Source organism: Pontibacter russatus (genome assembly GCF_009931655.1).
Taxonomy (GTDB): domain Bacteria; phylum Bacteroidota; class Bacteroidia; order Cytophagales; family Hymenobacteraceae; genus Pontibacter; species Pontibacter russatus.
In genome coordinates this window covers 3,883,672-3,908,117 of record NZ_CP047984.1, presented here as the reverse complement: position 1 = coordinate 3,908,117, position 24,446 = coordinate 3,883,672, and the positions used below count along the sequence as shown (strand labels likewise).

Genomic DNA, 24,446 nt, shown 5'->3' with positions numbered 1-24,446 from the left:
GAATGGATTATCGGGGCTGATTAACTCTAGCTTTCGCTGTATTTCAGCTGCATGCCGTGCAGGAAGTTCCGCAGGATCTGGTCCTGGCACGCGCGGTAGTGGGGATGGCCCGGGTTGCGGAAAAAGGCGCTCAGCTCAGCCTTGCCCAGCCGGAACCGCACCAATTCCAATATGCTGATGATATCTTCGTCCTTCAGGTTGAGGGCTATCTTCAGCTTGCGTAGGATGATGTTGTTGTTCAGCTTCTTCTCCGGCTCCGGTTGTGGCCCCTCCTTTTTACCCCGCCTGTCGTTTATCAGCCCGTTCAGGAAAGCCGCCAGGTGTTCATCATCCAGTTCCTGGCACTCCGGGTCGTCCTCCTTTTTAAGCCAGTCGCTGACCTGGGCCCGCGTTACCTCACGCCCACCCGAACCGAAAAGCTCTATCATTTTGGAGTCGTTGAAGTTGAAGGTGTACCGGACGCGGCGGAGTATATCGTTATTGTTCATTGTAAGTTTTGTTATGAGGAAGAGGCAAGGAAGTTGAGGAAAAGTGAATACTTTAAAGTTGAGGTTAGGATATGTGCTTTTTTATATCTTCCACTATTTCTACAGGATTTCTTCTGGTGTCGTAAATGCCTATAATCACAATTTTATCGGAAGCATTTAAGTAGAAGATCGAATGGTGCCAGCAGGCCGTAGTTCTGATGTCTGACATGTCGGTTTGCTTTCCGATCTCTGGGTATTCTTTAAGGTAATCGATTCGTTCGTTGAAATCTTCCGCAAGTTTTTGGCTATACCTCTTGTTTCCTGTCTTTTTAGCCCAATATTCCAGAATTAATCTTCTCCCAATTTTGGCTGATTCTGCCCAGACTACTCGTTTAGCCATTTATCCTCTTCTTTTCTTAACTCAGCATCATCAATAAGATTTCCTTTCTTATAATCTTCCAACCCCAGCAGCACTAACTCTTTTTCTCCTGTTTGCAGCTTCTGAACCGCAGGGGCCTTGATGTTGTCTAAGATACTATTCAATGCATTGATCACATTAATATCATCAAGCCCATTAATCTTATCAATTATGTTATTCTTTAGCTGGTTCATCCTTTTGTTTTTATCTATATATACGTTAACAAAGCTGTTCTTTATTCGCTTTGTGCCACAACGTGTCCGTACTGTAATGAAGGGGGGCGTAGCCGAACCTGAACTTTGCACCTTGTTAGCAGTATCGCTTCTTTTAACAATCTTACTCAAAAAATAATAGCCAGATGGCACCACAAATCATAGGAACAAATACAAGTACCATTTGAAGTAACCACTCAAACCTAGTTTGCTCCAAGGATTCTTTGTTTCTCATGTACTTCATCCAAAAATACATATGCCTATTAAGTCTTCTTTGCACTATCATATCAAATATTTTGTACAAAATTAAAAAGACTAATGGGCTTATGTATAATGGAATGTGTGACTTCTCGATAGGTGAAATATTTTGGCTATAATTCGCCACGGATAAACTGAAGATTAAGATTGCTACTACAATGCAACAGATATAGACAATCTTATTTCTTAAATATTTATGAGCCGGTGGTACTATAAAGGTTGGTATCCATACGAAAAATAAAGCTAAAAAAAGCATCATTAATTTTCAGTGTTACTGTTAACTGTTGCCTATATCTTACTGCAACGTTTTCTTTATATAGCTTCTTTTTCATTTACATCTTGAAGTTCGTCTACCTTCCAACCCACAGTATATATTCATAACAATATAATAAAGAGTGGTGATTTAGACTGTATGACCAACGGAAAAATCCACTACGGTTTTATCTCCTCATTCAAACACTAACAAACCCCTACTTCACTACCAGTTCCTCCAACAGCGCCTCCATCTCCTGCTGCATCGCCAGGGCTTCCGCGCGGGCTTTCTCGGCAAAGTCGGGGCCGGAGGAGGCGTAGATGATGCTGCGGGTGGCATTCACCAGCAGGCCGCATTGTTGGTTCATGCCCAGCCGCGATATTTCTGCGAGGCTGCCGCCCTGCGCGCCCACACCCGGCACCAGCAGGAAATGCTCCGGCACCAGTTGCCGAACCCGCTGCACGTATTCTGCCTGCGTGGCGCCCACCACGTACATCATCTGGTCGGCGGTGGCCCAACCTGCGCTGATACGCAGCACCTGCTCGAACAGGTACTCTTCGTTGCCGTCCCCGAGCCGCAGCATCTGGAAGTCCTGGCTGCCGGTGTTGGAGGTGAGCGCCAGCAGAATCACCCACTTGCCGTCCTGCACCAGAAACGGCTTCACCGAATCGGCGCCCATATAGGGAGCCACGGTAATAGAATCAAACTGCATCGTCTCAAAGAAAGCGCGGGCATATAGCTCCGAAGTGTTGCCAATATCGCCGCGCTTGGCATCGGCAATGGTGAAGATGTTGTCGGGTATGACTTTGAGTGATTTTTCCAGGCTCACCCAGCCCTGCGGTCCCTGCGCCTCATAAAAGGCGATGTTCGGTTTGTAGGCCACACACAGGTCAGCGGTGGCTTCAATGATCTGGCGGTTGAACTCAAACACCGGGTCTTCCGCGTCGAGCAGGTGCTGCGGCAACTTGCGGGGGTCGGTGTCGAGGCCGACGCACAGGTAGGATTTCTTCTGTAGTATCTGCTCGAAAAGCTGCGCTCGTGTCATGGGTTCGGGGCTAAGGTTCGTACAAAAATATACATTTGGGGCGGCCCGCGAAAAGATAAGTCGAGTTTCGTGGGCCTGCAACTAAATCTGCCGGATGCGGGTCTATCTAACAAAGCCTTCTATATGAAACTCCTCACACTACTTTTCGCCCTTTTCGCCACGCTTTGCTTTGGTTGCTCCAAAGAGGAGGAAGATGTGCAGGCTCTGCGGACAACAGCCCCTGCCCCCATCGTACAGGTAGTTGTGCCCACCGACACGATTGAAGCCGGGGAAAACACCGGGATAACTATTCACTTTTTAGTGAACAACGGCTGTGGCGAATTCGGAAGCTTTGACGTGACCAAGGATAGCCAATCGCTTCTGGTAAAAGTTTATCCGCAATACCGTGGGGAAGTGTGCGCCGACGCCATCTTCACAAGGGAGGTCATCTATACTTTCAAGCCAGAAAGTCCCGGAAACTATACCCTGAAGTTTTGGCAAGACGACAATTCCTACATCACCAAAACACTCATAGTGCAATAGGTTATATATAAAGCCGCCTCAGCTAAAACGCAGCTCCTTTAGAAAGGCCCGGAGGTAAGCAGGCTCTTCCAGGTTTTGCAGGTCCTGCTTCAGCTGCTTCAGCTCCTTTTTCAGGTCGTTTTTAGCCGTACCGAACTTCTGATCCATCTGCTTCGGGTGGCCGCAGTACTGGTGGTATAGGCTCGCGTCAGGACCATTAAAAAAGGCATATTGCTGATCTTCCAGGTCTTGCACCTGCTCGTTCAGCAGCTTCAGGTAATATTTCAGCTGGTCTTCCGGAAGCTTGTCCGGGTTTTTGTCCTGCTCCGGTATATGCTCCATCCGCAGCCGGAGCAGCTCGAAAAAATCATCCTGCTCATAGGCGCGCGTTATCTGCTTCATGGCCTCTTCTTTCCAGGCTTTGGCCGCTGCGTCCTGCTCTTTGTCCGGGTGCAGCAGTTTCACGAGGTCGGTATATACGCGGCGGCTGGCCTTGCTGATGTTGTGCAACTCGGCCTTCCGTTTTTCCTCTTTCGCCAGCTGCGCCTTCGTCTTCTTCCGCGCCGATTTCTTCTCCGCCCGCTCCCTTTCCTGCGCATCCAGTTGCTGCAGAATCTTGTCCTCTATTTGATTTAAATTATTGAGATCGTCTAGCTCCACCTCCAGCCCGAATACGCCCCGGAACATATCCTGCGTCAGCTCCCTGGCGTCTTCCTCGGCCTGCCTCACCGCGTCGGCATGCGGTATGGCGGCGTATTTGTCGTACAACTGGATCAGTTCCTCCACCCCGTGAGTTTCAATCAGGCTATAGGAGATGTCTTCGATCAGGAAGGCGATCTTATCCTTTTCCCGCTTTCTGAAAACAGAGAGCCCATATGACCTGTCCAGCAGTTTCACCAGCTCTATCCGCTTCTCCACCAGCTGCTCCACCAGGGGCCGAAGCTCCGTCTCTACCCGCGCACGCGCCTGCACCACCAGCGCCTCCCGCTCCACCAGGTTCTTTTTCAGGGAGTTGATTTTCTTAATCTTGCTGTTAAACTGCCGCTGCAGCTTCGAAACTGGGCTTTTCTCCTGAATTGTTATTTGCGGCACAAGCCTTTCCGTATGTTTGTCTTTGTCTGGCATTTTCTATTTAGCAATAAAACTGCCCCAGATTTATATAGGGCAGGGCAGGTCTGAAAATTTTACAGAAACCTTATTATAACGATATGCTTTTCAAGCACCTGCGCCATGTGCCTCCTATATAAAGTGCATACTTGCCATATATAAAAGGAGGGCTGCCCATATATGGGCAGCCCTCCTTTTATATATGGCTGAACGATCAATCTAACGCAGATCCACCACGTTCACGCCTTTGTGCTTTGCTTTGTTGAAGGTGAAGGCGTCAGCGGCAAGCGTCGGGTTCGCCTCAAAGTTCTGGATGGTGTAGATATAGCGGCTGCCGTTGTTGCGGAACATCTCCCAGCTTTTCAGGGCTTTGTCTTTCTGGTTTATATATAAACGCACCTTGTAAATCGGGTTTTTGCGGTCTTCCGGGGCCAGTTCGATCACATCGTATTTGGCACCGTCCATCGTCTCCGTTCCGGCGTAGGCGTACTTGTAGCCCTTCTTGTACATGTCGAAAATTTTGCTCGGCGCCATCGCCTCAGCCTCGTCGTCGCTCTCGGTGATGGTTACCTCGTTGGCGTCTTTCAGGAATGTCCACATCAGGTTCCCGTTGCTGATGATCTCCTGCCCGCTCACGCCGAGGCGGTATTTCTCGCCGCTCACCAGGATGTTTCCGGTCATGGTTTCTTTCACTTTGGCGGAGGGGTTTTCCATCGTCTGGGCAAAATCGGCTTTAAAAGCCTTCATCGCCGCGTATTTCTGACTCATCGCATCCAGAATCTTGCCTGCCTTCGGGTCTTGCTGCGCCTGCGCCAGGTTCACGAAAAGGAGGGCGGCCAGCAGTAGTGAGAATAGCTTTTTCATGTGTAAAGGTACTTGGTTACAGTTCTACCCCAGCGTATTCAATAACTGTTCCAAACTGTATTCATCCGGAATTAAAACTTCGCGGGCCTTGCTTCCCTCAAACGCGCCCACCACCCCGGCAGACTCCAACTGGTCAATCAGGCGGCCGGCGCGGTTGTAGCCAAGCTTCAGGCGGCGCTGCAGCAGCGAGGTGCTTCCCTGCTGGTGCTGCACAATAATACGGGCGGCTTCCTCAAACATCGGGTCGCGGTTCGACGGGTCGAAATCGGCTTTCTCATTGCCGCTCTCGTCGCCCACAAACTCCGGCAGCAGGTAAGCATCGTCATATCCCTGCTGGTCTCCTATATAATCGCAGATGCGGTCTACCTCCGGCGTATCCACAAAAGCGCACTGAATGCGGATCATGTCAGAGCCGATGGAGAAGAGCATATCGCCCTGGCCTATCAGTTGGTCAGCGCCACCGGCATCCAGGATGGTGCGGGAGTCTATTTTTGATGTCACTTTGAAGGAGATACGGGCCGGGAAGTTCGCCTTGATGATACCCGTGATCACGTTCACGGACGGGCGCTGCGTGGCCACCACCAGGTGAATGCCGATGGCGCGGGCCAGCTGCGCCAGACGGGCAATCGGCGTTTCCACCTCTTTGCCCGCCGTCATCATGAGGTCGGCCAGCTCGTCTATCACCAGCACGATGAACGGCATGAAGCGGTGGCCTTTCTTCGGGTTCAGCTTGCGCTCCACAAACTTGCGGTTGTACTCCTTCAGGTTGCGGCAACCGGCGTCTTTCAAAAGGTCGTAGCGCATGTCCATCTCCATACACAGCGAGTTCAGTGTGTTCACCACTTTTTTGGTGTCGGTGATGATGGCCTCCTCGCTGTCGGGCAGCTTGGCCAGGAAGTGGCGCTCTATTTTGTTGAACAGCGACAGTTCCACCTTCTTCGGGTCCACGAGCACGAACTTGAGCTGCGAGGGGTGCCGCTTGTAGAGCAGCGAGGTAAGGATGGCGTTGAGGCCAACAGACTTCCCCTGGCCGGTGGCACCCGCCATCAGCAGGTGCGGCATCTTCGCCAGGTCGGTGATGAACACCTCGTTGGTGATGGTCTTCCCGAAGGCGATCGGCAGGTCCATCTCGCTCTTCATGAACTTCTCCGTCGCCAGAATCGACTTGATGGACACCATCTCCTTTTTCGTGTTCGGCACCTCGATACCAATGGTGCCCTTGCCCGGAATCGGGGCGATGATGCGGATACCGAGCGCCGCGAGGCTCAGGGCGATGTCATCCTCCAGGTTCTTGATCTTGGAGATGCGCACGCCGGCGTCCGGCACAATCTCGTAGAGCGTAACCGTCGGTCCGATAGTGGCTTTGATGCTGGCGATGCTGATGTTGTAGTGGCCGAGCGTCTCCACAATTTTGTCTTTGTTCGCCTCCAGTTCCTCTTTGCTCACCTGTATCTTGTTGGCGCCGTAGTCGGTCAGCAGGTCGATGTGCGGGTACTGGTAACGGGCCAGGTCCAGGGTGGGGTCGTAGTTCTCGCCCGCAACAGCCTCGGCTTCCTCCGGCACTTCGGCAATCTCCAGTTCCATTTCCTCCTCGTACTCTTCCTCGAAGCTGTCCTCTAACTCTACCTCATCAGTGGTTTCTATATCCAGCTCCAGGGTTGGGGCAGCCGGTTTGGCGGGCGTGGTCTCATTTTTGGGTGGAATAGAGTTCAGCTCCATTTCCAGCGCCCGGTTTATCTCGTCGTCCTCTTCATCAAAAAACTCATCTTCCTCTTCTTCATTCTCTGCTTCCAGGGAGGCCGTCGGGTCTGCGTTGTGGTTGATGCCCCGGGCATTGGTGCCCATCACGTCACCCAAAGAATCTGCGTATTTGTTTGAAGTAGCTTCCCCATTGGCGTCTTCGTCTGCCGCAGCGGTTTTGAATCCCCAGTTGATGCTGGTGATGTTAAAGAAGCCGACCAGGAAAACGAGCAGCAGGAAGCCCAGCAGCAGCCACGAGCCCCAGCCAATCAGGCTGTCGAGCCAAATGGCCGTTTCCACGCCGATGCCGCCACCCAGAAAGCCGAGCCGATCAATGGTGGCCGACGCGAAAACGATATAGCCGAGGGTGAGGCTTGTCCACAGCATGGAGAAGCTGCAAAGCCCGATGATGTAGGTCATGGAGATGTTCACGCGCTTGAACACAATGCCGAGACCGGCGAAGAACAGGACCGGGATGAAGAAAAAAGCGCCAATGCCCACCCAGTCATATATAAACACATGCGAAACCCAGGCCCCCACCAGGCCCAGCCAGTTTTCCGCCTCCTGCCCCGACTGCTTCAGGCCGGTGCCGCTCACCGACTCCACGACGCTCTGGTCGGCGTTGCCGGTAAACAGGTAGGAGACAAACGCGATGGTCAGGAAGAAGGAGAGCAGCAGGAAGGTAAAGCCGATGGCCAGTTTGAAGCGGCGGTCGTGCAGGAACCCGATCCGGAAACTGGGCATCTTCGGCATCTTGAGTTTCCAGCTCCGCTTCGGCTTTTTCGGCTTCTCCCCCTTTGGCAAATTCGCTTTGCGTGGCTCATTCTTACCCCGCACCTCGTTCTTGCGCGCTGTGTGCAGCGCTTCGTCTCTGTAAGTGTTCTTGGCCATACCCCTGACTAAAGTTAAGACCCAAATTTACATTTTTTTGGGTAGAATCGGCGGGAATGGATAAATAGTTAGAAGGCTAATTTGGGGATGGCCTGGCTGCTTAATCGTTGGAGGGCTATATGGCCAAATAGTTGAATGGCTGGATGGTTAAATGGTTGTGTGGTTTTTAGTTGGGTTGATACAGCGGGACAGCGTTAGCCTCATTTGGATGACGCTGTCCCGCTGACAAGGTACTAACACACACAATATCAAGCTATGAAAAATCATGCAGAATTTGTCGCTTTGCTTAGTTGCTGAGGAAGCTAATCCATTATTCAACAATTCAGCCATTCAACCATTTACCCATTCAGCAACTTCCTGTTGATTTTGCCTATCAGCGCGGGGCCTTCATATATAAACCCAGTGTAGAGTTGCACCAGGTCGGCGCCCGCCTGCAGTTTCTCCACCGCATCCTCCGCCGTCATGATGCCGCCCACCCCGATGATGCGGATCTCGGGGGGCAGGAAGGTGCGCAGGTGCCGGATGATCTGGGTGGCGTGCTGTGTTAGCGGCTTCCCGCTCAGGCCGCCCATTCCTATCTCCGTCACCCGTTGTTCCGGTGTTAGCAGGCCCTTCCGGCTCACGGTGGTGTTGGTGGCAATGACGCCGCTCAGCTTTGTTTCAGTGGCAATCTCGATGATGTCGTTGAGTTGGGCCATGTTCAGGTCCGGTGCTATCTTGAGCAGCAGCGGCTTCGGTTTTGGCATTTTGCTGTTCTGCTCCTGCACCGCCAGCAGCAGCCTTTTCAGCGGCTCTTTGTCCTGCAGCGCCCGCAGGTCCGGGGTGTTGGGCGAGCTCACGTTCACCACAAAATAATCCACCACGTCATAGAGCGCCTTAAAACAGTAGAGGTAATCGTTCAGGGCCTCTTCGTTGGGTGTGATTTTGTTCTTGCCGATGTTACCGCCCACGATGATGTTGCTCTTCCGCCTGCGCAGACGCTCCACGGCGGCGTCCACGCCTTTGTTGTTGAAGCCCATGCGGTTGATGATGGCCTGGTCCTGCGGCAGCCGGAACAGGCGCGGCTTTTCGTTGCCTGGCTGCGCTTTGGGCGTCAGCGTGCCTATCTCCACGAACCCGAAGCCCAGTTCCCCCATCTCATCCACCAGCATCGCGTCTTTGTCGAAGCCGGCGGCCAGCCCCACGGGGTTCGGAAACCTCAGGCCGAACAAGTCGCGCTCCAGCCTCGGGTCCTGCACCTGAAACAGGTTTTGGCTGATGCTCCGGGCAAAAGGCAGTTTCATAGAGGCGCGCAACGCATCGGTGGTCAGGTAGTGGACTTTCTCGGGGTCGAGCTGGAACAGGAGCGGGCGCAGGAGGCTTTTGTACACGGTCGTGGGCTTTGGTTAGATGTTGCCTGCAAAGATAGAAACCTCGGCCAAAGTGCGCCCGGGAAATGAGAAATTATATAAGTGCAGTTTTAGGCCTTGTTTTAGTTTGATTCACCTATACTCCCCACTCCACCCTTGCTTTTGAGACAGTCAATACATCCCTGCGACTCAGCTCTCTACAAGGAAGCACAGCATCGTCGTACTCAATGATTGCTGCTTCTGAGAAATTCAAGTGCGTCAGGACACACAGACAGTTCATTGACGGCTTTGACAGGCAACTGCAGCTGAGCTCACGAATATCATATATAAGTAGCAATACATATCGCACGCCACCATTTATCACCCATGCCGCTGCTGCCTGTAATTGTGGTATCTTTGCACCGCAGCAGTCATATACGTGTATCCTCAATAGCATCGCATGTCGTTTTCATCCCTAGGTTTATCCGCCCCACTTTTAAAGGCTGTCGCCGAACAGCAGTATACGCAGCCATATCCTATTCAGCAGGAGGCCATTCCCGCCATTCTGAAAGGGAAGGATGTGCTGGGAATCGCCAAAACTGGCTCCGGCAAAACAGCCGGTTTCGTGCTGCCGCTCCTGGAAAAGCTTCAGAATACGCCACAATCCCGGAACAGGTATATCAACACGCTGGTGCTGGTACCCACGCGCGAACTGGCTGTGCAGGTGGCGGAGGTGTTTAAAGGACTCAGCTCCCACCTCCCCCGAAGAATAAAGACCCTGGCCATATATGGCGGCGTGTCCATCAACCCGCAGATGATGGTGCTCTCAGGCACCGAGGTGCTGGTGGCGACGCCGGGAAGGCTGCTGGATTTGCTTTCCTCGAAGGCGGTGCATTTATCGGAGGTGGAGACGCTGGTGCTGGACGAGGCGGATAAAATGCTGAACCTGGGATTTGAGGAGGAAGTGAACAAGATTCTCAGTCTCCTGCCCGCGAAACGCCAGAACATCCTGTTCTCTGCCACGCTGGGAAATGAAATTGAGCAGCTCATAAAAGGCCAGCTGCACGAGCCGGTCCGGATTGAGATTCAAGAAGAAGCACAGCCCCTGGAGCAGATAAAGCAACTGGCCTACCTGGTGACACCGGAACGGAAGGGCCCGCTGCTGCGCTACCTCATCCGGCAGGGCAACATGCCGCAGGTGCTGGTATTCGTGTCCGCAACCCGCACCGCCGACAACCTGGTGGCGAAGCTTACCAAAAACGGCATAGAGGCGGCGGCCATGCACAGCAAGAAAAGCCAGGGAGCCCGGACAGAGGCGCTGAACAGGTTCAAGTCGGGGAAGCTGCCCGTGCTAGTGGCCACCGACCTGGTGTCCAGGGGCATCGACATCCAGCAGCTGCCATACGTAATTAACTACGACCTGCCCCGCTCTCCGAAGGATTATATACACCGCATTGGTCGCACTGGGCGCGCCGAAGCCACCGGCGAAGCCATATCCCTGCTAACTCCTGACGACAGACACCACTTCCGCATCATTCAAAAGAAGATGGGCCGGCAGGTCGAAATACTGGAAACAAACGATCTGGATTTGCAGGGCTCCTGAAATGGGCCGGAAGCTGGCTTAAGCCGTGAAATTAGCTGCCATCTTGCTGGCGCGAGCTTGTAGCTCGTGTCACTATATGTGATGCACGAACTACAAGCTTGCGCCAGCAAAAGGCCATATATAAAATCCTCGCCTGACCAGAAACCTGGAGGACGCTCGCGCCATATATTATATTCAATATATCACTATGAATCAGGGCAAAGAATCAACCATTTAACAATCAGCAACCTACAACCGCCCTCACGCAAAGACACCCAGTGAGGCAACATAATCCTTACTGCCGTCGGTCACCCACGCATCCAGTTGGGCAGGGTCTTTCATTTGCTGGCCCCGGTGCCGTGGCACGGCGATATAGCCGCACTTCACATCAGCCAGCGCCGACATGTCGCTCCACAGCTTTTCGATCTGCGCTACCGGATATATGTCTTCCTGGCCGTGGCCCCAGCGGTACTTCACGTCTTTGATGGTGACATAGGTCGGGATGCGGTGCGCCACGCTCCGGACAGCCTTCGCCAGTTGCGCCTCATCTCCTTTCTGCAGCGCCTCCCTTGTCAGTCCGAAAAGTTTCAGCAGCGGATCGATCTGGATCCAGGTGGTCATGGAGTTGTAATAGCTCAGGTTCAGTTCGTCCTCCTCGCGGGGCTGCGCCAGGCCCTCCAGCAGGCGCACGTTGCCGTTCACGCGGGCCAGTCCGCCTCCCCTGTCCTCGATGCGACGCGGCACCACCTCAAAGGTCAGCGCGTTCCCCGACTCCAGGTGATAGCCCAGCGCCGCCGGATTGATGTCGGCCCCCAGCGTGTCGATGTTGTGCAGCATGATGGTTTGCAGCTGCGGCTGCTCCTGCAGGAGCCGGGCCAGGGTGCCGTTGCGCAGCAGGTTCGACACCTCGTACCAGTGGCCGAGCGGCGAGAAACGCTGCGCCGCGATGTTGTCGACATAATCGGTGCCTTCGCCTTTGGATTTGGCCCAGTTGATCATGCTCTGGCGCACAGCGTCGCGCACTTTCTGCTTGTTCTCATCCAGCGTTTCCTGCGGCATCTCCTCCCACATAAACCGCAGATCGCGTTCCATCGGCACAAAGCGCTGCCCAATCGAGCGACCTTCTGACAGGTATATGCTGCCTTCGTAGCCGAAGTTGCCGCTCTTCTCCAGTTGCTTCCGGATGGGCGCCTGCGTCAGGTAGCTGGTGGCCACGATATGCGGAATGTTCGCGCCATATATCTGCGCCACTTTCCGGGTCTTGGCCAGGTGTATTTCAAGAAAGCTGCGGTGCTCCCCCTCTATCTCCACAAACGGGTTCAGTGCCTTTATCACCCCAGCCCCTTTGGTCCAGCGGCTGCCGACGCCTGCCGCCAGGCTCATTACGGCCACTTTCCCTGCCCTGATGGCTTCTTCACCCGTCTTTCCGGAGGCCGCTAACTCATCCAATTGCACCATATCCTGCGGGCGCACATCCTCTATTGTTGTCTCCGCGGCCAGCCGGTTGCGCGACAAACCAATACGGCCTTTCTGCAGTTCCTCCCGGATGTCCTCGTGCTGTATATAGTCGAACCCATTCTCTTTTTTGATACGGCCCGCTTTCTCGTTCTCTGCGCTGCGGTTGCCCTGCGAGGTTGGGTCCGACACTTTAAACAGGTTGCTGACGATGGTGCGGAGCAGCGGGTAGGCCAAGTTGTTTTGCTCGCAGTACGTGGTGAAGTAATCGATCTCGGCCCGGCGTATATAGGAGATGGCGGCCGCATCCTTTTTTACCAGTTCCGACACGTGGATGGCATAGTACTGCTCCGGCATCAGCGCCTCGTTCCCGGTGTGCAGCGTGGCCCAGGTGCCTTTCGGGTTGATGCTCCAGTTATAGACCACCGGCTCCATCGCAAAGGGCAGCGCGTCAGAGAGTTCGTTTTTGGTCTGGCGGAGTATCTCCAGCACGCCTGTTTTATAGGCCTCGTAGCGCTCCGGGTTCACAAACATGCCCATGCCGCCACCGGACATACCACCCAGCATCAGGAAACCGTAATAATCCTCCCCAAACGCTTTTTTAGCCTTAGAGATGATCTGCTCGGTAAAATAGGTCGATGCCCACGGGATGATCGTTTTGATAGGCTGCTCCCAGTTCCGGGCTGTGTTGGCACCCAGTTTCTGCACGTCGCCTTCCCGGATAGCGCCCAGGATGTTGTCGAATATCTGGTTGGTCTGCTGCCGGGCGGCCCACTCCCTCTCCCCCCGCAGCAGGTATTTTTCGGTGACCATCTCCAGAATCGGACCCACGTTGGAGGCCATGCCCCCGTGCATCAGCACCAACGAGTGCATGATCTTCTCGCCTATCTCCAGGTGTACTTCCTCGTCCTGCAGCACGCGGTGGCGCGGCAGCAGCGTGCCCCGGCTGATGCCATATTCTGGATCGCCTTCCTGCGCAAACGTGCCCTGTATGGCTTTGATGCCCGGCCACACGCCCCCGGAGTCCTGCCAGCCGCCGCCGGACCCTCCGATCCACTCGCCCAAAATGGCGCGCGAGGCCACCAAACGCCTTTCACTTTCTTCCAAACCGCCTTCCAGCTTCTGCGTCTGGCCGGTGGCACGCATGAGCAGGCTGATAATGGAGCCCAGCAAATTGGTAGAAACAGCAAAGCGGGAGCCTTTCGGGATATCATTTACTTTGGTCACCAGTTCGATGCCCATGCCGGGGGCCACGATGCGCGCCAGTATCTCCGGCAAGGACTGGTTCGTTCCTTCAAACGATGGCGGGATAAGCCCCGAGGCGATGATACCCGCCTTCACCAGACTCAGATAGTCGTTTCCGAAGTTGAAGAGATCCGCCAGGTCATGCACGTCTTTGGAGGTGTTCAGATCAATGCTCGTCAGGCGCAGCACCGGCTCCGGAATGACCCGCACATAACTGTGCAGCGGCGGCCGGATGTCCTTGTCGCGGCCAAAAACACCCAAATCGATCGACACGTTCACGACGCGCGCGCCCTCCGGGTAATCCATCCCCAGGAAAAAAATGTCAGACCAGCCGCTGTGGGTCAGGTCCATGCGCACGGAAGTGTGCTCGTGCAGGATGGGGTAAAAAAGTGAGTTGTCCTGTCGCTCCAGCAGCTTTGGGTGGATGCGAATGGGGTGCTCCTCCTGGTGCCCCACCCGGAACATCCACTGGTTGCCCTTGCTGGAGCGCACACTCTTCCGAACCTGGTTGGCCAGAATCTGGAACGATAACTGGTGGTAGCTGTCGGCCAGGGCGCTGAACAGCGCCGCATTCGGCCCATTTTTATCCAGCTCGTGCAGAAAGGTGGCGATGGCATGCTCGAAGCGGCGGGCCAGCAGGTCCTCGAAACCGGCGTAGGCGATTTTCCCGACTGTGGGCGTTTCTTTCGCCTCCATCAGGAAAAACCGGTAACCGGCATATAAAAAGAGAATGGCTCTCACCTTCTCATATAGGTTAGGCGTTGCTTTCCGGAACGTGTCCAGTTCGCGCAGGGCCAGCAGCATCTCTTTCGCCGTCAGTTTCCGGCTGATTTCGAAAAAGGAACGGTTGCGCGAGGCGGCGTCCGTAGCGGTAATGGTTTGGATAAAGATGTTCATGTTGCTTTTTCCTTGCAGCACTATATATAGCCCATTGATTTAGGGCAGCATTCTCTAATGATTTATTTCAGGTGCTATCAGCCGTTGATACAAGCCTTTTACCCACCCCTTCCCCTCCAAGGAGAGGAATTTTGCACGTGTAATTTTATACCCCTACAAGGAGGGGTTGGGGGTGGGTCATTTCCTCCGCATTTTATTTCTGAAAATGCTTAAAAAGATTTCCGGCTGTTGGCTTCGGCAAGCAGGTCCACCATAGAAGTCAGCGTCTCGTCGTGCGCCTGGCCAGCCAGCCCCAGAGCTATCTGCGCCTGCAGCCAGCCCAGTTTCTTGCTCAGGTCGTAGCGGTTTCCCTTCACCTCCAGCGCCAGGTATTTGTCAGTTTCGGCAAGCTCCTGCAGCGCCGGCGTCAGCAGGATGTTCCCGCCATCGCGGGCCACGTACTTCTCCAGTATCTCAAAGACAGCGGGTGTGAAAACGTGCATCCCGAAGAAGCACAGGTAGTAGCCCACCCGCAGCCCAGGCGTCTGCAACTCCAGCTCCGCCACGCTCAAAGAAGGCTTCTCGATAATTTTCTCAATCTGGTACACGCCGGCACTGCCAGGCAGTTGCTTGCCGGTGAGCGTGCCGTAGCGGCCTATTTGGTGTTCGATGGTCGGGTTTACTGCCGACACAGAACAGTTTTCCTGCGCGGCAAGCTCCAGCAGTTGGGCGGCGCAGCGCTTCTGCAGCACGTTGGATATATAAAGATAATCGCCCAGCAGCAGCAGGAAAGGCTCGTTGTTCACAAACTCGCGGGCGCAGTACACGGCATGACCATACCCTAGCGCCTCCTGCTGCTCCGCAAACCGGACGCGGCTCAGCAACTGGTCTATTTTCCCGGCTTCCTCTCTGGCCCAGTCCACGCCCTTGTAGGATTTCAGGAGGTTATCGCGCAGCGAGGCGAAGGCGCTTATATAGCGCTGCCCGTCGCCGGGGGCGCACACCACGCAAAGTTCCTCAATGCCGCTGGCAAACGCCTCCTCCGCAATTATCTGGATAACCGGCTTGTGCAACCCGTCGATGTCGATGATGGGGAGCATGGCCTTCTGAATGGTGTCCGCCACCGGGTACAGTCTCTCGCCACGGGCAGCCGCGGTAATGACAGCCTTTTTTATTCTCATGGTATATATAGGATGTGTCAGATGATATATATGTGAAGTTCAGCGTTCGAAGATAGGACATATATGAGGAAATAAGAACGGCACAGCCCCCGCTTCCTCGTTAGCTTCAAGTTATCTCCGGTTTTTCTGACGCGATATGATTACTATAACCCAAGTTGCGATTTACTATTGCCGTTGAGATATGCCCCTACCCCTCCGAGGAGGGGAATCTTATCAGAAACGGGTACATTATTTCCCTCTTGGGAGGGGGAGGTCTCCGGTTATCAGAATTCTGGGAGTTTATATATCGCAACTTGAGTTATAGAAAAAGCATATATGGATTGTATTTATTTCCCGAACGTCACCTCCAGCGGCGAGGCCAGGCGCCTGGCGAAGTCAGCCAGATATGCGTCCCACTCCTCTTTTGTGCCGAACTGCCCGCTTTTGGACCATCCGAAACCCGCGTAATACGTCAGCTTCCCGTCTCTTGGCTTGGTGAGCACATATAAATGGCTCTGGTCCTGCGCGTCCACGCGGTGGTCATTGTAGGCCTGCACGTCAGCGGGTGCCAGCACAATGCCGGTTCCCAGCATCGCGCTGTCCATCGGCTCCCAATAGCGGAACCAGCCCTGCGCTGGGTTAGCGCTTACCTCACCCTTTTTGTCGTGTAGCGTGATGCCAACAGTGTAATCGGGCACCGGCCCTTCGCTCTGTAGGTGTTCCTCAAAACAGCTCAGGTTGCTGCCCAGGTCCAGGCTGATACGCTTCGTCTCGGTAATCGTTCGGCCGTTTGCCTGCCACGGCGCGTACGTCAGTTCAAACACGGTGCGGATGGGTCCCTCGGCGATAGTTTTATACCCCGTGAAGTTCTTGGAGACGTGAAGCGAGTCATCTTCCAGCACACCAATGCCGCCGATGCCCCTGCTTTTGCCCACGTGGTAAGGGTCGTAGCCCTCGCCGTGGTCTATATGGTAGTAGCCGCTTTCCTCCTGATTCCCTTTATACCATTTGTTGATGATAGGATATGGCACGCGCTTGAGCCAGGCGTCGATGCCGCTGGTGAGGGTGCCGCCGGGCTTGCCCTGCTCCACCAGTTGCTGCGCCACAGGGCCATATGTCCGGAAGGCCACCCGGTCATTCTCCCAGGTATAGTCGTCGGTGCGCTCCGGCACAAAGCGGGAGTACGTGGTTCTGTCACTTTGCGGCCTTTGCGCCGCCGCATCTGCTGCGCCTGTCACGCGATATGCCTTCTCAGCGTTGGCCGCTATATCCGCCTGGAAAAGGATTTCGTCCACGGTGCCGTCCGCATCAGCATCCAGCGCCTGGCTCACCAGCACGCTGTCTGTCGCGCCGTCCCTGATCAAGATGTTCTCCGCCCCGAACGCCTGCACGAGCGCCCCTATCTTCTGCACCGGAATGCTGATCGTTTCAGCGGTGCACGGCATGTCGAGGTGGTTTTTTACGGTGACGGTGGCGGCGCTGTCGTGCTGCTGGCAGGCGGCAATCACGGCAACGGCGAAGCATATGCCGACCCAGTTTCTTATCTTTTTGCTCATGCAGTGTCTAGTCTTCAAGGTGAAGTTAAGTAATTTTCCGGCGGTTGCTTTAAAACGCCGTCTCAGCTTGTATTTTAATCCAGGCGCCCGGGCAAACATAACTAACACCATCAACAAAAACACATCCGCCACAAGCCGTTGTATGTCAGCAAAATATTACTTGAAAATTTGTGCCGCGATAGCTGATGCCTCTGTCTGCTAACCTATATATAACTTTAATTCTACCTTCACATATCCCCGTTGATTCAGGAAATTGGCCGCGGCTATATATGCCCCGGCTGTTTTATTTCTCCTGAATTTCGCCCTGGTATTTTATATATTGGATATACGTGTTAAATTAACACAAATAACGGATGATATTCCTGGTGCCGCCCGTTGACGGCCCAGGCATATATAAACTGTTCTGAAAGCTGGTTGAAACCCGATTATCATTTAGTTTTGGCCATGGCTTACAGTTTTTGCTAAAATTTTAAAACCCTATATGTTGAAATACTCCGGACAAATCCGGCTCCTCGTCGCTGTAGACTGTATCATTCTCGGCTTCGACGGCGAGGGCTACAAACTGTTGCTCATCCAAAGGGGCTTTGCGCCCGAGAAGAAGAAGTGGAGCCTGATGGGCGGCTTTGTGCAGCCGAAGGAGAGCGTGGACGACGCCGCAAGCCGCATTCTGGCGGACCTCACGGGCCTGAAGAATGTGTACCTGGAGCAGCTCCACACCTTCGGCGACCCGGACCGTGACCCGGTGGAAAGAACGATTGCTGTCGCGTACTTCGCCCTGCTTGATATCCAGAAATATGAGAAACAGCTGAGCAAGGAGTACCATGCGGAGTGGTTCCCGCTGAAGGAAATGCCCGAGCTTATCTTCGACCACTCAAAGATGGTGGAGATGGCCAAGAACCGGCTCCGCTACAAAGCGGCGCTGCACCCCATCCTGTTTGAGCTGCTCCCCGAAAAATTCACGCTGCCGCAACTGCAGGCGCTGTACGAGGGTCTGTATGACACCACCTTCGACAAGCGGAACTTCAACCGGAAGTTGCTGTCCACCGGCCTTTTTGTGAAGCAGAAAGACAAGGACAAAGACAGCTCGAAGAAGGGCGCTTTCTTCTTCAAACTCGACCAGGGCAAGTACCTCAACAACTTTCAGGCTTTCCTTAAATTCATCCCCAACCCCGAAAAATTTCTGATGCCATGAATATTCCGGGAATCCGCCAGAAAATCTAGGCCGGAATTTTTTATAGTTCACGATAAGTGTTAATTTGACACCCTATTAATTACAACCTGCCTGTGAAAGATACATCGTATGTGATTGGCGTGGACTACGGAACAGACTCTGTCCGCTCCGTGCTGGTAAACGCACAAAACGGCGAAGAAGTCGCCTCTTCGGTCTATTACTACCCAAGGTGGCAGCAGGGGCGCTTCTGCAATGCCGGCACCAATCAGTTCAGGCAGCACCCGCTGGACTATATGGAGGGCCTGGAGCAGACCATCAGGGAGTGCGTCAGCAAAGACGGGGCAAGCGTGGCTGCCGCCGTAAAAGGCATCTCTGTGGACACCACCGGCTCCACACCCGTGGCCGTGGACAGAACCGGCACGCCGCTGGCCCTGCTCCCGGGTTTCGAGGAAAACCCCAACGCCATGTTCGTGCTCTGGAAAGATCACACTTCGGTGCGGGAGGCCGCCGAGATAAACGAGCACGCCACCAAATTCGACACCAACTACCTGCAGTACGTGGGCGGCATCTATTCTTCGGAATGGTTCTGGGCCAAGCTGCTGCATGTGCTGCGCGAGGACGCGCAGGTGCGGGAGGCCATATACTCCTGGGTGGAGCACTGCGATTGGGTTCCGTTCCTGCTGACAGGCGGAAACGACGTGAGGCAGATGAAGCGCAGCGTGTGCGCCGCCGGCCACAAGTCGCTTTGGGCCGCTGAGTTCGGGGGCCTGCCGCCGGATGAATTCTTCGCCTCCCTCGACCCGCTGCTGCAGGGTTTCACCGATCGCCTGTTCAAAGATGCCTATGCCTCAGACAAAGCCGCCGGACACCTGAGCCAGGAATGGGCCGACCGTCTGGGTTTGAGTACAGAAGTAATAGTTGGCGTGGGCGCGTTTGATGCCCATATGGGTGCCGTGGGTGGTCAGGTGGAGCCTTACCACCTGAGCAAGGTTATGGGTACCTCGACCTGCGACATGCTGGTTGCTCCTGTCGCGGAGGTGGAGGACAAACTGGTGCGCGGCATCTGCGGCCAGGTGCCCGGCTCCGTGATACCGGGCATGATGGGCCTCGAAGCGGGCCAGTCGGCCTTCGGCGATACCTACGCCTGGTTCAGAAAGCTTTTGCTCTGGCCGCTGCAGCAGCTGCTGTCGCAGTCGCAGCTTATATCCAAAGAAACGGCAGACGCGCTCTACCGGGAAATCTCAGACAGCATCATACCGGAACTTACCCGGCAGGCGGCCCAGTTGCCACTCACGGAGCAAGACGCCTTTGCCATCGACTGGTTCAACGGTCGCCGGACACCGGACGCCAACCAGGTGCTGAAGGGCGCCATCCTCGGCCTGGGCCTGGGCAGTGACGCACCGCGCGTGTTCCGGGCCTTGGTGGAGGCCACCTGTTTCGGCGCTAAGAAAATCGTGGACAGGTTTAACGAGCAGGGCGTGCAGGTAAAAGGGCTGATAGGACTGGGAGGCGTGGCGAAGAAGTCGCCTTTTATCATGCAGATGATGGCCGATGTGATGAACATGCCGATCCGCATCCATAAATCAGAACAGACCTGCGCCATTGGGGCCGCCATGTTTGCCGCCACGGCTGCGGGTATATATAGTAGAGTGGAAGACGCCATGGAGGCCATGGGCCAGGGCTTTGATGCCGAGTATTTCCCCGACGCATCCCGCGCCGCCATATATGCCAAGCGCTACGAGCAATACAAAGCACACGGCGCGGCCATCGAAAACCTGATTCCTCCGGCCACGGCGCAGGTAACAGATGTGCAGGAAAAAGTGGTGCGATAAAACATATATAAACCCCTGACAGCATCGAACTGCACGCGCCATAGAAGCATCACACATCATAAATCATTTAGAATAAGTTAGACGCAATACAAAGAGTCTTGTGTCTTGATACCTGATACTTGTGTCCTTTTATATATGAGCCAATACCAACATATCAAACAGGAAGCCTACGAAGCGAACATGCAGCTGCCCAAACTGGGCCTGGTGCTGTTCACCTTCGGCAACGTGAGCGCCGCCGACCGCAGCCTGGGCGTGTTCGCCATCAAGCCAAGCGGTGTGCCGTACGAGGCTCTCTCTCCGGAGCAAATGGTGATTGTGGATTTTGACGGCAACACCGTGGAAGGCAGCCTCCGACCCTCCTCCGACACCAAAACGCACGCCGTGCTGTACAAGCATTGGGAGAACATCGGGGGCATCGTGCACACCCACTCCACCTACGCCACCGCCTGGGCACAGGCGCAGCGCGATATCCCCCTATATGGCACCACGCACGCCGACCACAACACCGTGGACATTCCCTGCGCGCCGCCCATGCGCGATGAGATGATACAGGGGGACTACGAATACCAGACGGGCTTCCAGATAATGGACTGCCTCCGGGAGAAAGGCATGCGTCATGAGGAGGTAGAGATGGTGCTGGTGGGCAACCACGCGCCGTTTACCTGGGGCAAGACGGCGGCAAAGGCGGTATATAACAGCGCCGTGCTGGAAGAGGTGGCCCGCATGGCATTTCTAACCGAGCAAATCAGGCCGGACGCCCCGCGCCTGCAGGACTCCCTCATTAAAAAACACTACGAGCGCAAGCACGGCCCCGACTCCTACTACGGGCAGCAGTAAGGGCCACCCTGTTCCGCTGTTGAAAAGGGAAGAAAAAAGGTTTGAAAAGGAAAATTGCGAGAAATGAATATTTTCTCATATCTTAAAAAAATTTAAAGAACTAAACTATAACGCTACTTCTACATGACCTCCGGATTCTCAACGTTAGACTACATAGTCTTTATCCTGTATGCTGTTACCATCCTGTTCATGGGGCTTTGGGTCTCCAGAACCAAGGGTGGTGTGGAGAAAACATCTGAAGAGTACTTCCTGGCCGACAAGTCCCTGACCTGGTGGGCGGTGGGCGCCTCCCTTATTGCGGCCAACATCTCTGCCGAGCACTTTATCGGCACCTCGGGGTCGGGCTTTGCCATTGGCCTGGCTATCTCGGCTTATGAGTGGATGGCGGCCATCGCGCTGCTTGTGGTAGCTAAATTCTTCCTGCCCGTGTTCATCGACAAGGGCATCTACACCATGCCGCAGTTTCTGAACCAGCGTTTTAACCGGGGTGTGAGCACGGCGTTCGCCGTTTTCTGGCTGCTGGTGTACGTGTTCGTGAACCTGACCTCGGTGAGTTACCTGGGGGCGCTTGCCATGGAGAGCATCATGGGCATTCCGCTCCAGTATGGCATCATCGGCCTGCTGGTTTTCTCCGCCATCTACTCCATCTATGGCGGCCTGGAAGCCGTAGCTTGGACGGATGTGGTGCAGGTGGTGTTTATGGTAGGCGGTGGTCTGGTAACCACCTTCCTTGCTCTGGATGCCGTGGGTGCCGGGGACGGTGTAATGGCCGGTCTCTTCAACCTCTACGACCGGGCGCGCGACCACTTTACCATGGTGATACCCGAAGGCAGGATTTATGTGCCGGATGGCTCGGGAGGACAAAAAGACGCTTTCATTGATTTACCCGGAATTGCAGTGATTGCCGGTGCCATGTGGGCCACCAACCTGGGCTACTGGGGCTTCAACCAGTACATCATCCAGAAAGGGCTGGCTGCCAAGAGCATCAACGAGGCCAAGCGCGGGCTTTTGTTCGCCGCTTTCCTGAAAATTCTGATGCCGCTTATCGTGGTAATCCCGGGCATAGCCGCCTACGTGCTGCTGAACGCCCACACCCCGGAGGAACTTGCCGCTATCTTAGGAAAAACCGTGGCAGAAATCGGCACCATCGACAAGTCGGATGAGGCGTACCCCTGGCTGTTGAAAAACTTTGTGCCGTCCGGTATCCGTGGACTTGCTTTTGCCGCCCTGGCCGCCGCCATTGTGTCTTCACTCGCCTCGATGGTAAACAGCACCGCCACCATCTTCACGATGGACATATATAACCCTTACTTTAAGCCCAATGCCTCGAGCCGCCAGTTGGTGCGCGTGGGCAGGATAGTGGCGATTGTTTCCCTGGCCATTGCCGCCATTGTGGCGCCACAGCTCAGCTCGCTCGACCAGGTGTTCCAGTATATACAGGAGTACACGGGCTATATATACCCGGGTGTGGTAGCCGTGTTCGGCATGGGGCTCTTCTGGCGACAGATTACCGCCAACGCCGCCCTCTGGACGGCCATCGCCACCATCCCGGCCGGTATCGTCTTCAAGATTATCAGCCCCGATATGCCTTTCCTGCTGCGCATGGGCTATGTGTTCATCATCCTATGCCTCATCGCCTCCGTCATCAGCTTTGCCGAGAAGGGCGTTAAAGTGAAGTCGCCGCTTCCGCCAGAGAGCAGGCAGCGCAAAATTGCGGGTTATTCCTATGTGTTCTTCGTGCTGGCTATAATTACACTGATTGCCGCTATCGTTTACACGCCGGAGTACAGTTATTACGGCATTGAGTCGCTCTTCTTCCTGGCGGCGCTGTTCGCGATGATTGGCATCATCCTGTACACCAACGCCAAGATGCCGCTCTCCGACCCGAAAGCCATTGTGTCGGACCCGGTGCTCTTTAACACCGGCACACCGTTCAACATCGGTGCAGCGGGCGTAATACTTATCATCGGTTTGATTTACTACTTCCTGTGGTATTAATTTTAAGAGAGGGCGCTGTAGCTTAATTGCTGCAGCGCCTTCTTTTTGCCTTTACCAATTATTGTTAAAAATACACTTTATATATGGTAGACTTAAAGCAATTCGAAATCTGGTTTGTGACGGGCAGCCAGCATCTATATGGGGAGGAGACGCTGCGCCAGGTAGCAGAACACTCACAGCAAATCGCGCAGGGCCTCGACCAGGCCGGGCAGGTGCCGGTACGGGTGGTGTTTAAGCCCGTGGTGAAGACGACAGAGGAGATTTTCCGCATCTGCCAGGATGCGAACGTGGCCGAAAACTGCGTGGGCGTGGTGGCCTGGATGCACACCTTCTCCCCCGCCAAAATGTGGATTGGCGGATTGAAGATATTGAAGAAGCCGCTCCTGCACCTGCACACCCAGTTCAACCGCGACATTCCGTGGAACTCCATCGACATGGATTTCATGAACCTGAACCAGAGCGCGCACGGCGACCGCGAGTTCGGTTTCATCGTGTCGCGGCTGCGCATGAACCGCAAGGTGGTGGTGGGCCACTGGCAGGAGGCCGAGGTGCTGGAGCAAATCGGCTCCTGGGCGCGCGTGGCCTGCGGCTGGCACGACTGGCAGGGCGCCAAGTTCGCCCGCTTCGGCGACAACATGCGCTACGTGGCCGTAACCGAGGGCGACAAAGTAGAGGCCGAAATGAAGTTTGGCTTCTCCGTCAACACCTACGGCATCGGCGATTTGGTCCAGTTCATCAACCAAATCAGCGACGGAGAAGTGGACACGCTGACGCAGGAGTATGAGGAACGCTATGCCGTGGTGGAAGCGCTGCGCAAGGGTGGCGGCCAATATAATGCACTCCGCGATGCGGCCAGGATAGAACTCGGGCTGCGCACTTTCCTGGAGGATGGCAACTTCAAAGGCTTTTCTGACACCTTCGAGGATTTGCACGGCATGGTGCAGTTGCCGGGCATTGCGGCGCAGCGCCTGATGGGCCAGGGCTATGGCTTTGCCGGGGAAGGCGACTGGAAAACGGCTGCGCTGGTGCGCGCCATGAAAGTGATGGGCAGCGGCCTTCCGGGCGGAAACGCTTTCATGGAGGACTATACCTACCACTTCGACCCGAACAACGCGCTGGTGCTGGGCTCCCATATGCTCGAGATTGACGAGTCTATCGCCAGCGGCAGGCCCTCGTGCGAGGTACACCCACTGGGCATCGGCGGCAAAGCCGACCCGGTGCGCCTGGTGTTTAACGTGGCCGGTGGCCCGGCGCTGAACGCCTCCATCATTGACATGGGCAATCGCTTCAGGCTGCTGGTGAATGAGGTGGAGGCGGTGGAGCCGCAGCACGACCTGCCAAATCTGCCTGTAGCCCGCGTGCTCTGGAAGCCGTACCCGGACATGAAAACAGGCTGCGCCGCCTGGATACTGGCCGGAGGCGCACACCACACCTGCTACAGCCAAAACCTGACTTCCGAGCAGTTGCAGGATTTCGCTGACATGGCTGGCATTGAATCCGTGGTCATCGACAAAGACACCCGTCTGCGCCAACTGCAGAACGAGCTGCGCTGGAGCGAGGTATATTACCAGGTGAACTGCACGTTCTGAGATAGGCGGCAATTATATATAAAACAGCAGCAGCGGGCTCTAAAGTCCGCTGCTGCTGTTT

General features: G+C 54.8%; 18 protein-coding genes. 7 read left to right on the top strand and 11 right to left on the bottom strand.

From position 1 onward, the window contains the following. Positions 1–26: 26 nt before the first annotated feature. From GSQ62_RS16275 to pyrF, 4 genes are all read right to left on the bottom strand, one after another. On the bottom strand, positions 27–488 hold the full coding sequence (locus GSQ62_RS16275; protein WP_161890488.1) for a YehS family protein: 462 nt from the start codon (positions 486–488) through the stop codon (positions 27–29). A 64-nt stretch (positions 489–552) separates the two neighbouring features. Next, positions 553–867, bottom strand: a complete 315-nt coding sequence (locus GSQ62_RS16270) for a type II toxin-antitoxin system RelE/ParE family toxin (protein WP_161890487.1) — start codon at positions 865–867, stop codon at positions 553–555. Beyond that, complete coding sequence (locus GSQ62_RS16265) at positions 852–1,079, bottom strand: hypothetical protein (protein ID WP_161890486.1); 228 nt, start codon at positions 1,077–1,079, stop codon at positions 852–854. Before GSQ62_RS16265 ends, GSQ62_RS16270 begins: the two co-directional genes overlap by 16 nt. 746 nt (positions 1,080–1,825) lie before the next feature. Continuing rightward, entirely contained in the window at positions 1,826–2,653 is an 828-nt protein-coding gene (gene pyrF / locus GSQ62_RS16260; protein WP_161890485.1) for an orotidine-5'-phosphate decarboxylase, read from the bottom strand. 123 nt (positions 2,654–2,776) lie between these two features. On the opposite strand from pyrF, the gene GSQ62_RS16255 reads away from it, so the two are divergent. Beyond that, entirely contained in the window at positions 2,777–3,175 is a 399-nt protein-coding gene (locus tag GSQ62_RS16255) for a hypothetical protein (protein ID WP_161890484.1), read from the top strand. Between the two features lie 18 nt (positions 3,176–3,193). Here GSQ62_RS16255 and GSQ62_RS16250 read toward each other — a convergent pair whose 3' ends face one another. From GSQ62_RS16250 to GSQ62_RS16235, 4 genes are all read right to left on the bottom strand, one after another. Continuing rightward, positions 3,194–4,246: a J domain-containing protein gene (locus GSQ62_RS16250; RefSeq protein ID WP_161890483.1), complete on the bottom strand. Its 1,053-nt coding sequence runs from the start codon at positions 4,244–4,246 to the stop codon at positions 3,194–3,196. Positions 4,247–4,480: 234 nt separating this feature from the next. Then, positions 4,481–5,125: a LolA family protein gene (locus tag GSQ62_RS16245; RefSeq protein ID WP_161890482.1), complete on the bottom strand. Its 645-nt coding sequence runs from the start codon at positions 5,123–5,125 to the stop codon at positions 4,481–4,483. A 24-nt stretch (positions 5,126–5,149) separates the two neighbouring features. Next, the gene (locus GSQ62_RS16240) at positions 5,150–7,756 is read right to left on the bottom strand and encodes an FtsK/SpoIIIE family DNA translocase (protein ID WP_161890481.1); all 2,607 of its coding nucleotides are present in this window, start codon (positions 7,754–7,756) and stop codon (positions 5,150–5,152) included. Between the two features lie 338 nt (positions 7,757–8,094). Next, positions 8,095–9,126: a quinone-dependent dihydroorotate dehydrogenase gene (locus tag GSQ62_RS16235; protein WP_161890480.1), complete on the bottom strand. Its 1,032-nt coding sequence runs from the start codon at positions 9,124–9,126 to the stop codon at positions 8,095–8,097. Between the two features lie 418 nt (positions 9,127–9,544). Here GSQ62_RS16235 and GSQ62_RS16230 point away from each other — a divergent pair, with 418 nt between their 5' ends. Beyond that, the gene (locus GSQ62_RS16230; protein ID WP_161890479.1) at positions 9,545–10,687 is read left to right on the top strand and encodes a DEAD/DEAH box helicase; all 1,143 of its coding nucleotides are present in this window, start codon (positions 9,545–9,547) and stop codon (positions 10,685–10,687) included. A gap of 240 nt (positions 10,688–10,927) precedes the next feature. Here GSQ62_RS16230 and GSQ62_RS16225 read toward each other — a convergent pair whose 3' ends face one another. From GSQ62_RS16225 to GSQ62_RS16215, 3 genes are all read right to left on the bottom strand, one after another. Next, positions 10,928–14,263, bottom strand: a complete 3,336-nt coding sequence (locus GSQ62_RS16225) for a UTP--glucose-1-phosphate uridylyltransferase (protein ID WP_161890478.1) — start codon at positions 14,261–14,263, stop codon at positions 10,928–10,930. A gap of 209 nt (positions 14,264–14,472) precedes the next feature. Beyond that, positions 14,473–15,423 (bottom strand): UTP--glucose-1-phosphate uridylyltransferase, encoded by a 951-nt coding sequence (locus GSQ62_RS16220; protein ID WP_161890477.1) that lies wholly within the window; start codon positions 15,421–15,423, stop codon positions 14,473–14,475. Between the two features lie 326 nt (positions 15,424–15,749). Next, complete coding sequence (locus tag GSQ62_RS16215; protein ID WP_161890476.1) at positions 15,750–16,958, bottom strand: DUF4861 domain-containing protein; 1,209 nt, start codon at positions 16,956–16,958, stop codon at positions 15,750–15,752. A 481-nt stretch (positions 16,959–17,439) separates the two neighbouring features. Here GSQ62_RS16215 and GSQ62_RS16210 point away from each other — a divergent pair, with 481 nt between their 5' ends. The 5 genes from GSQ62_RS16210 to araA all read left to right on the top strand — a co-directional run bounded on the left by GSQ62_RS16210 (position 17,440) and on the right by araA (position 24,385). Continuing rightward, positions 17,440–18,150 carry an NUDIX hydrolase gene (locus tag GSQ62_RS16210; protein WP_161890475.1) on the top strand — a complete coding sequence of 237 codons (711 nt, stop codon included), beginning with the start codon at positions 17,440–17,442 and terminating at the stop codon, positions 18,148–18,150. Positions 18,151–18,242: 92 nt separating this feature from the next. Next, a complete protein-coding gene (locus GSQ62_RS16205; RefSeq protein WP_161890474.1) occupies positions 18,243–19,961 on the top strand; it encodes a ribulokinase in 1,719 nt (572 codons plus the stop codon). Between the two features lie 135 nt (positions 19,962–20,096). Next, a complete protein-coding gene (locus GSQ62_RS16200) occupies positions 20,097–20,798 on the top strand; it encodes an L-ribulose-5-phosphate 4-epimerase (RefSeq protein WP_161890473.1) in 702 nt (233 codons plus the stop codon). Between the two features lie 123 nt (positions 20,799–20,921). After that, positions 20,922–22,796, top strand: a complete 1,875-nt coding sequence (locus GSQ62_RS16195; protein ID WP_161890472.1) for a sodium:solute symporter family transporter — start codon at positions 20,922–20,924, stop codon at positions 22,794–22,796. Between the two features lie 83 nt (positions 22,797–22,879). Continuing rightward, positions 22,880–24,385, top strand: a complete 1,506-nt coding sequence (gene araA, locus GSQ62_RS16190) for an L-arabinose isomerase (RefSeq protein ID WP_161890471.1) — start codon at positions 22,880–22,882, stop codon at positions 24,383–24,385. Positions 24,386–24,446 lie beyond the last annotated feature (61 nt).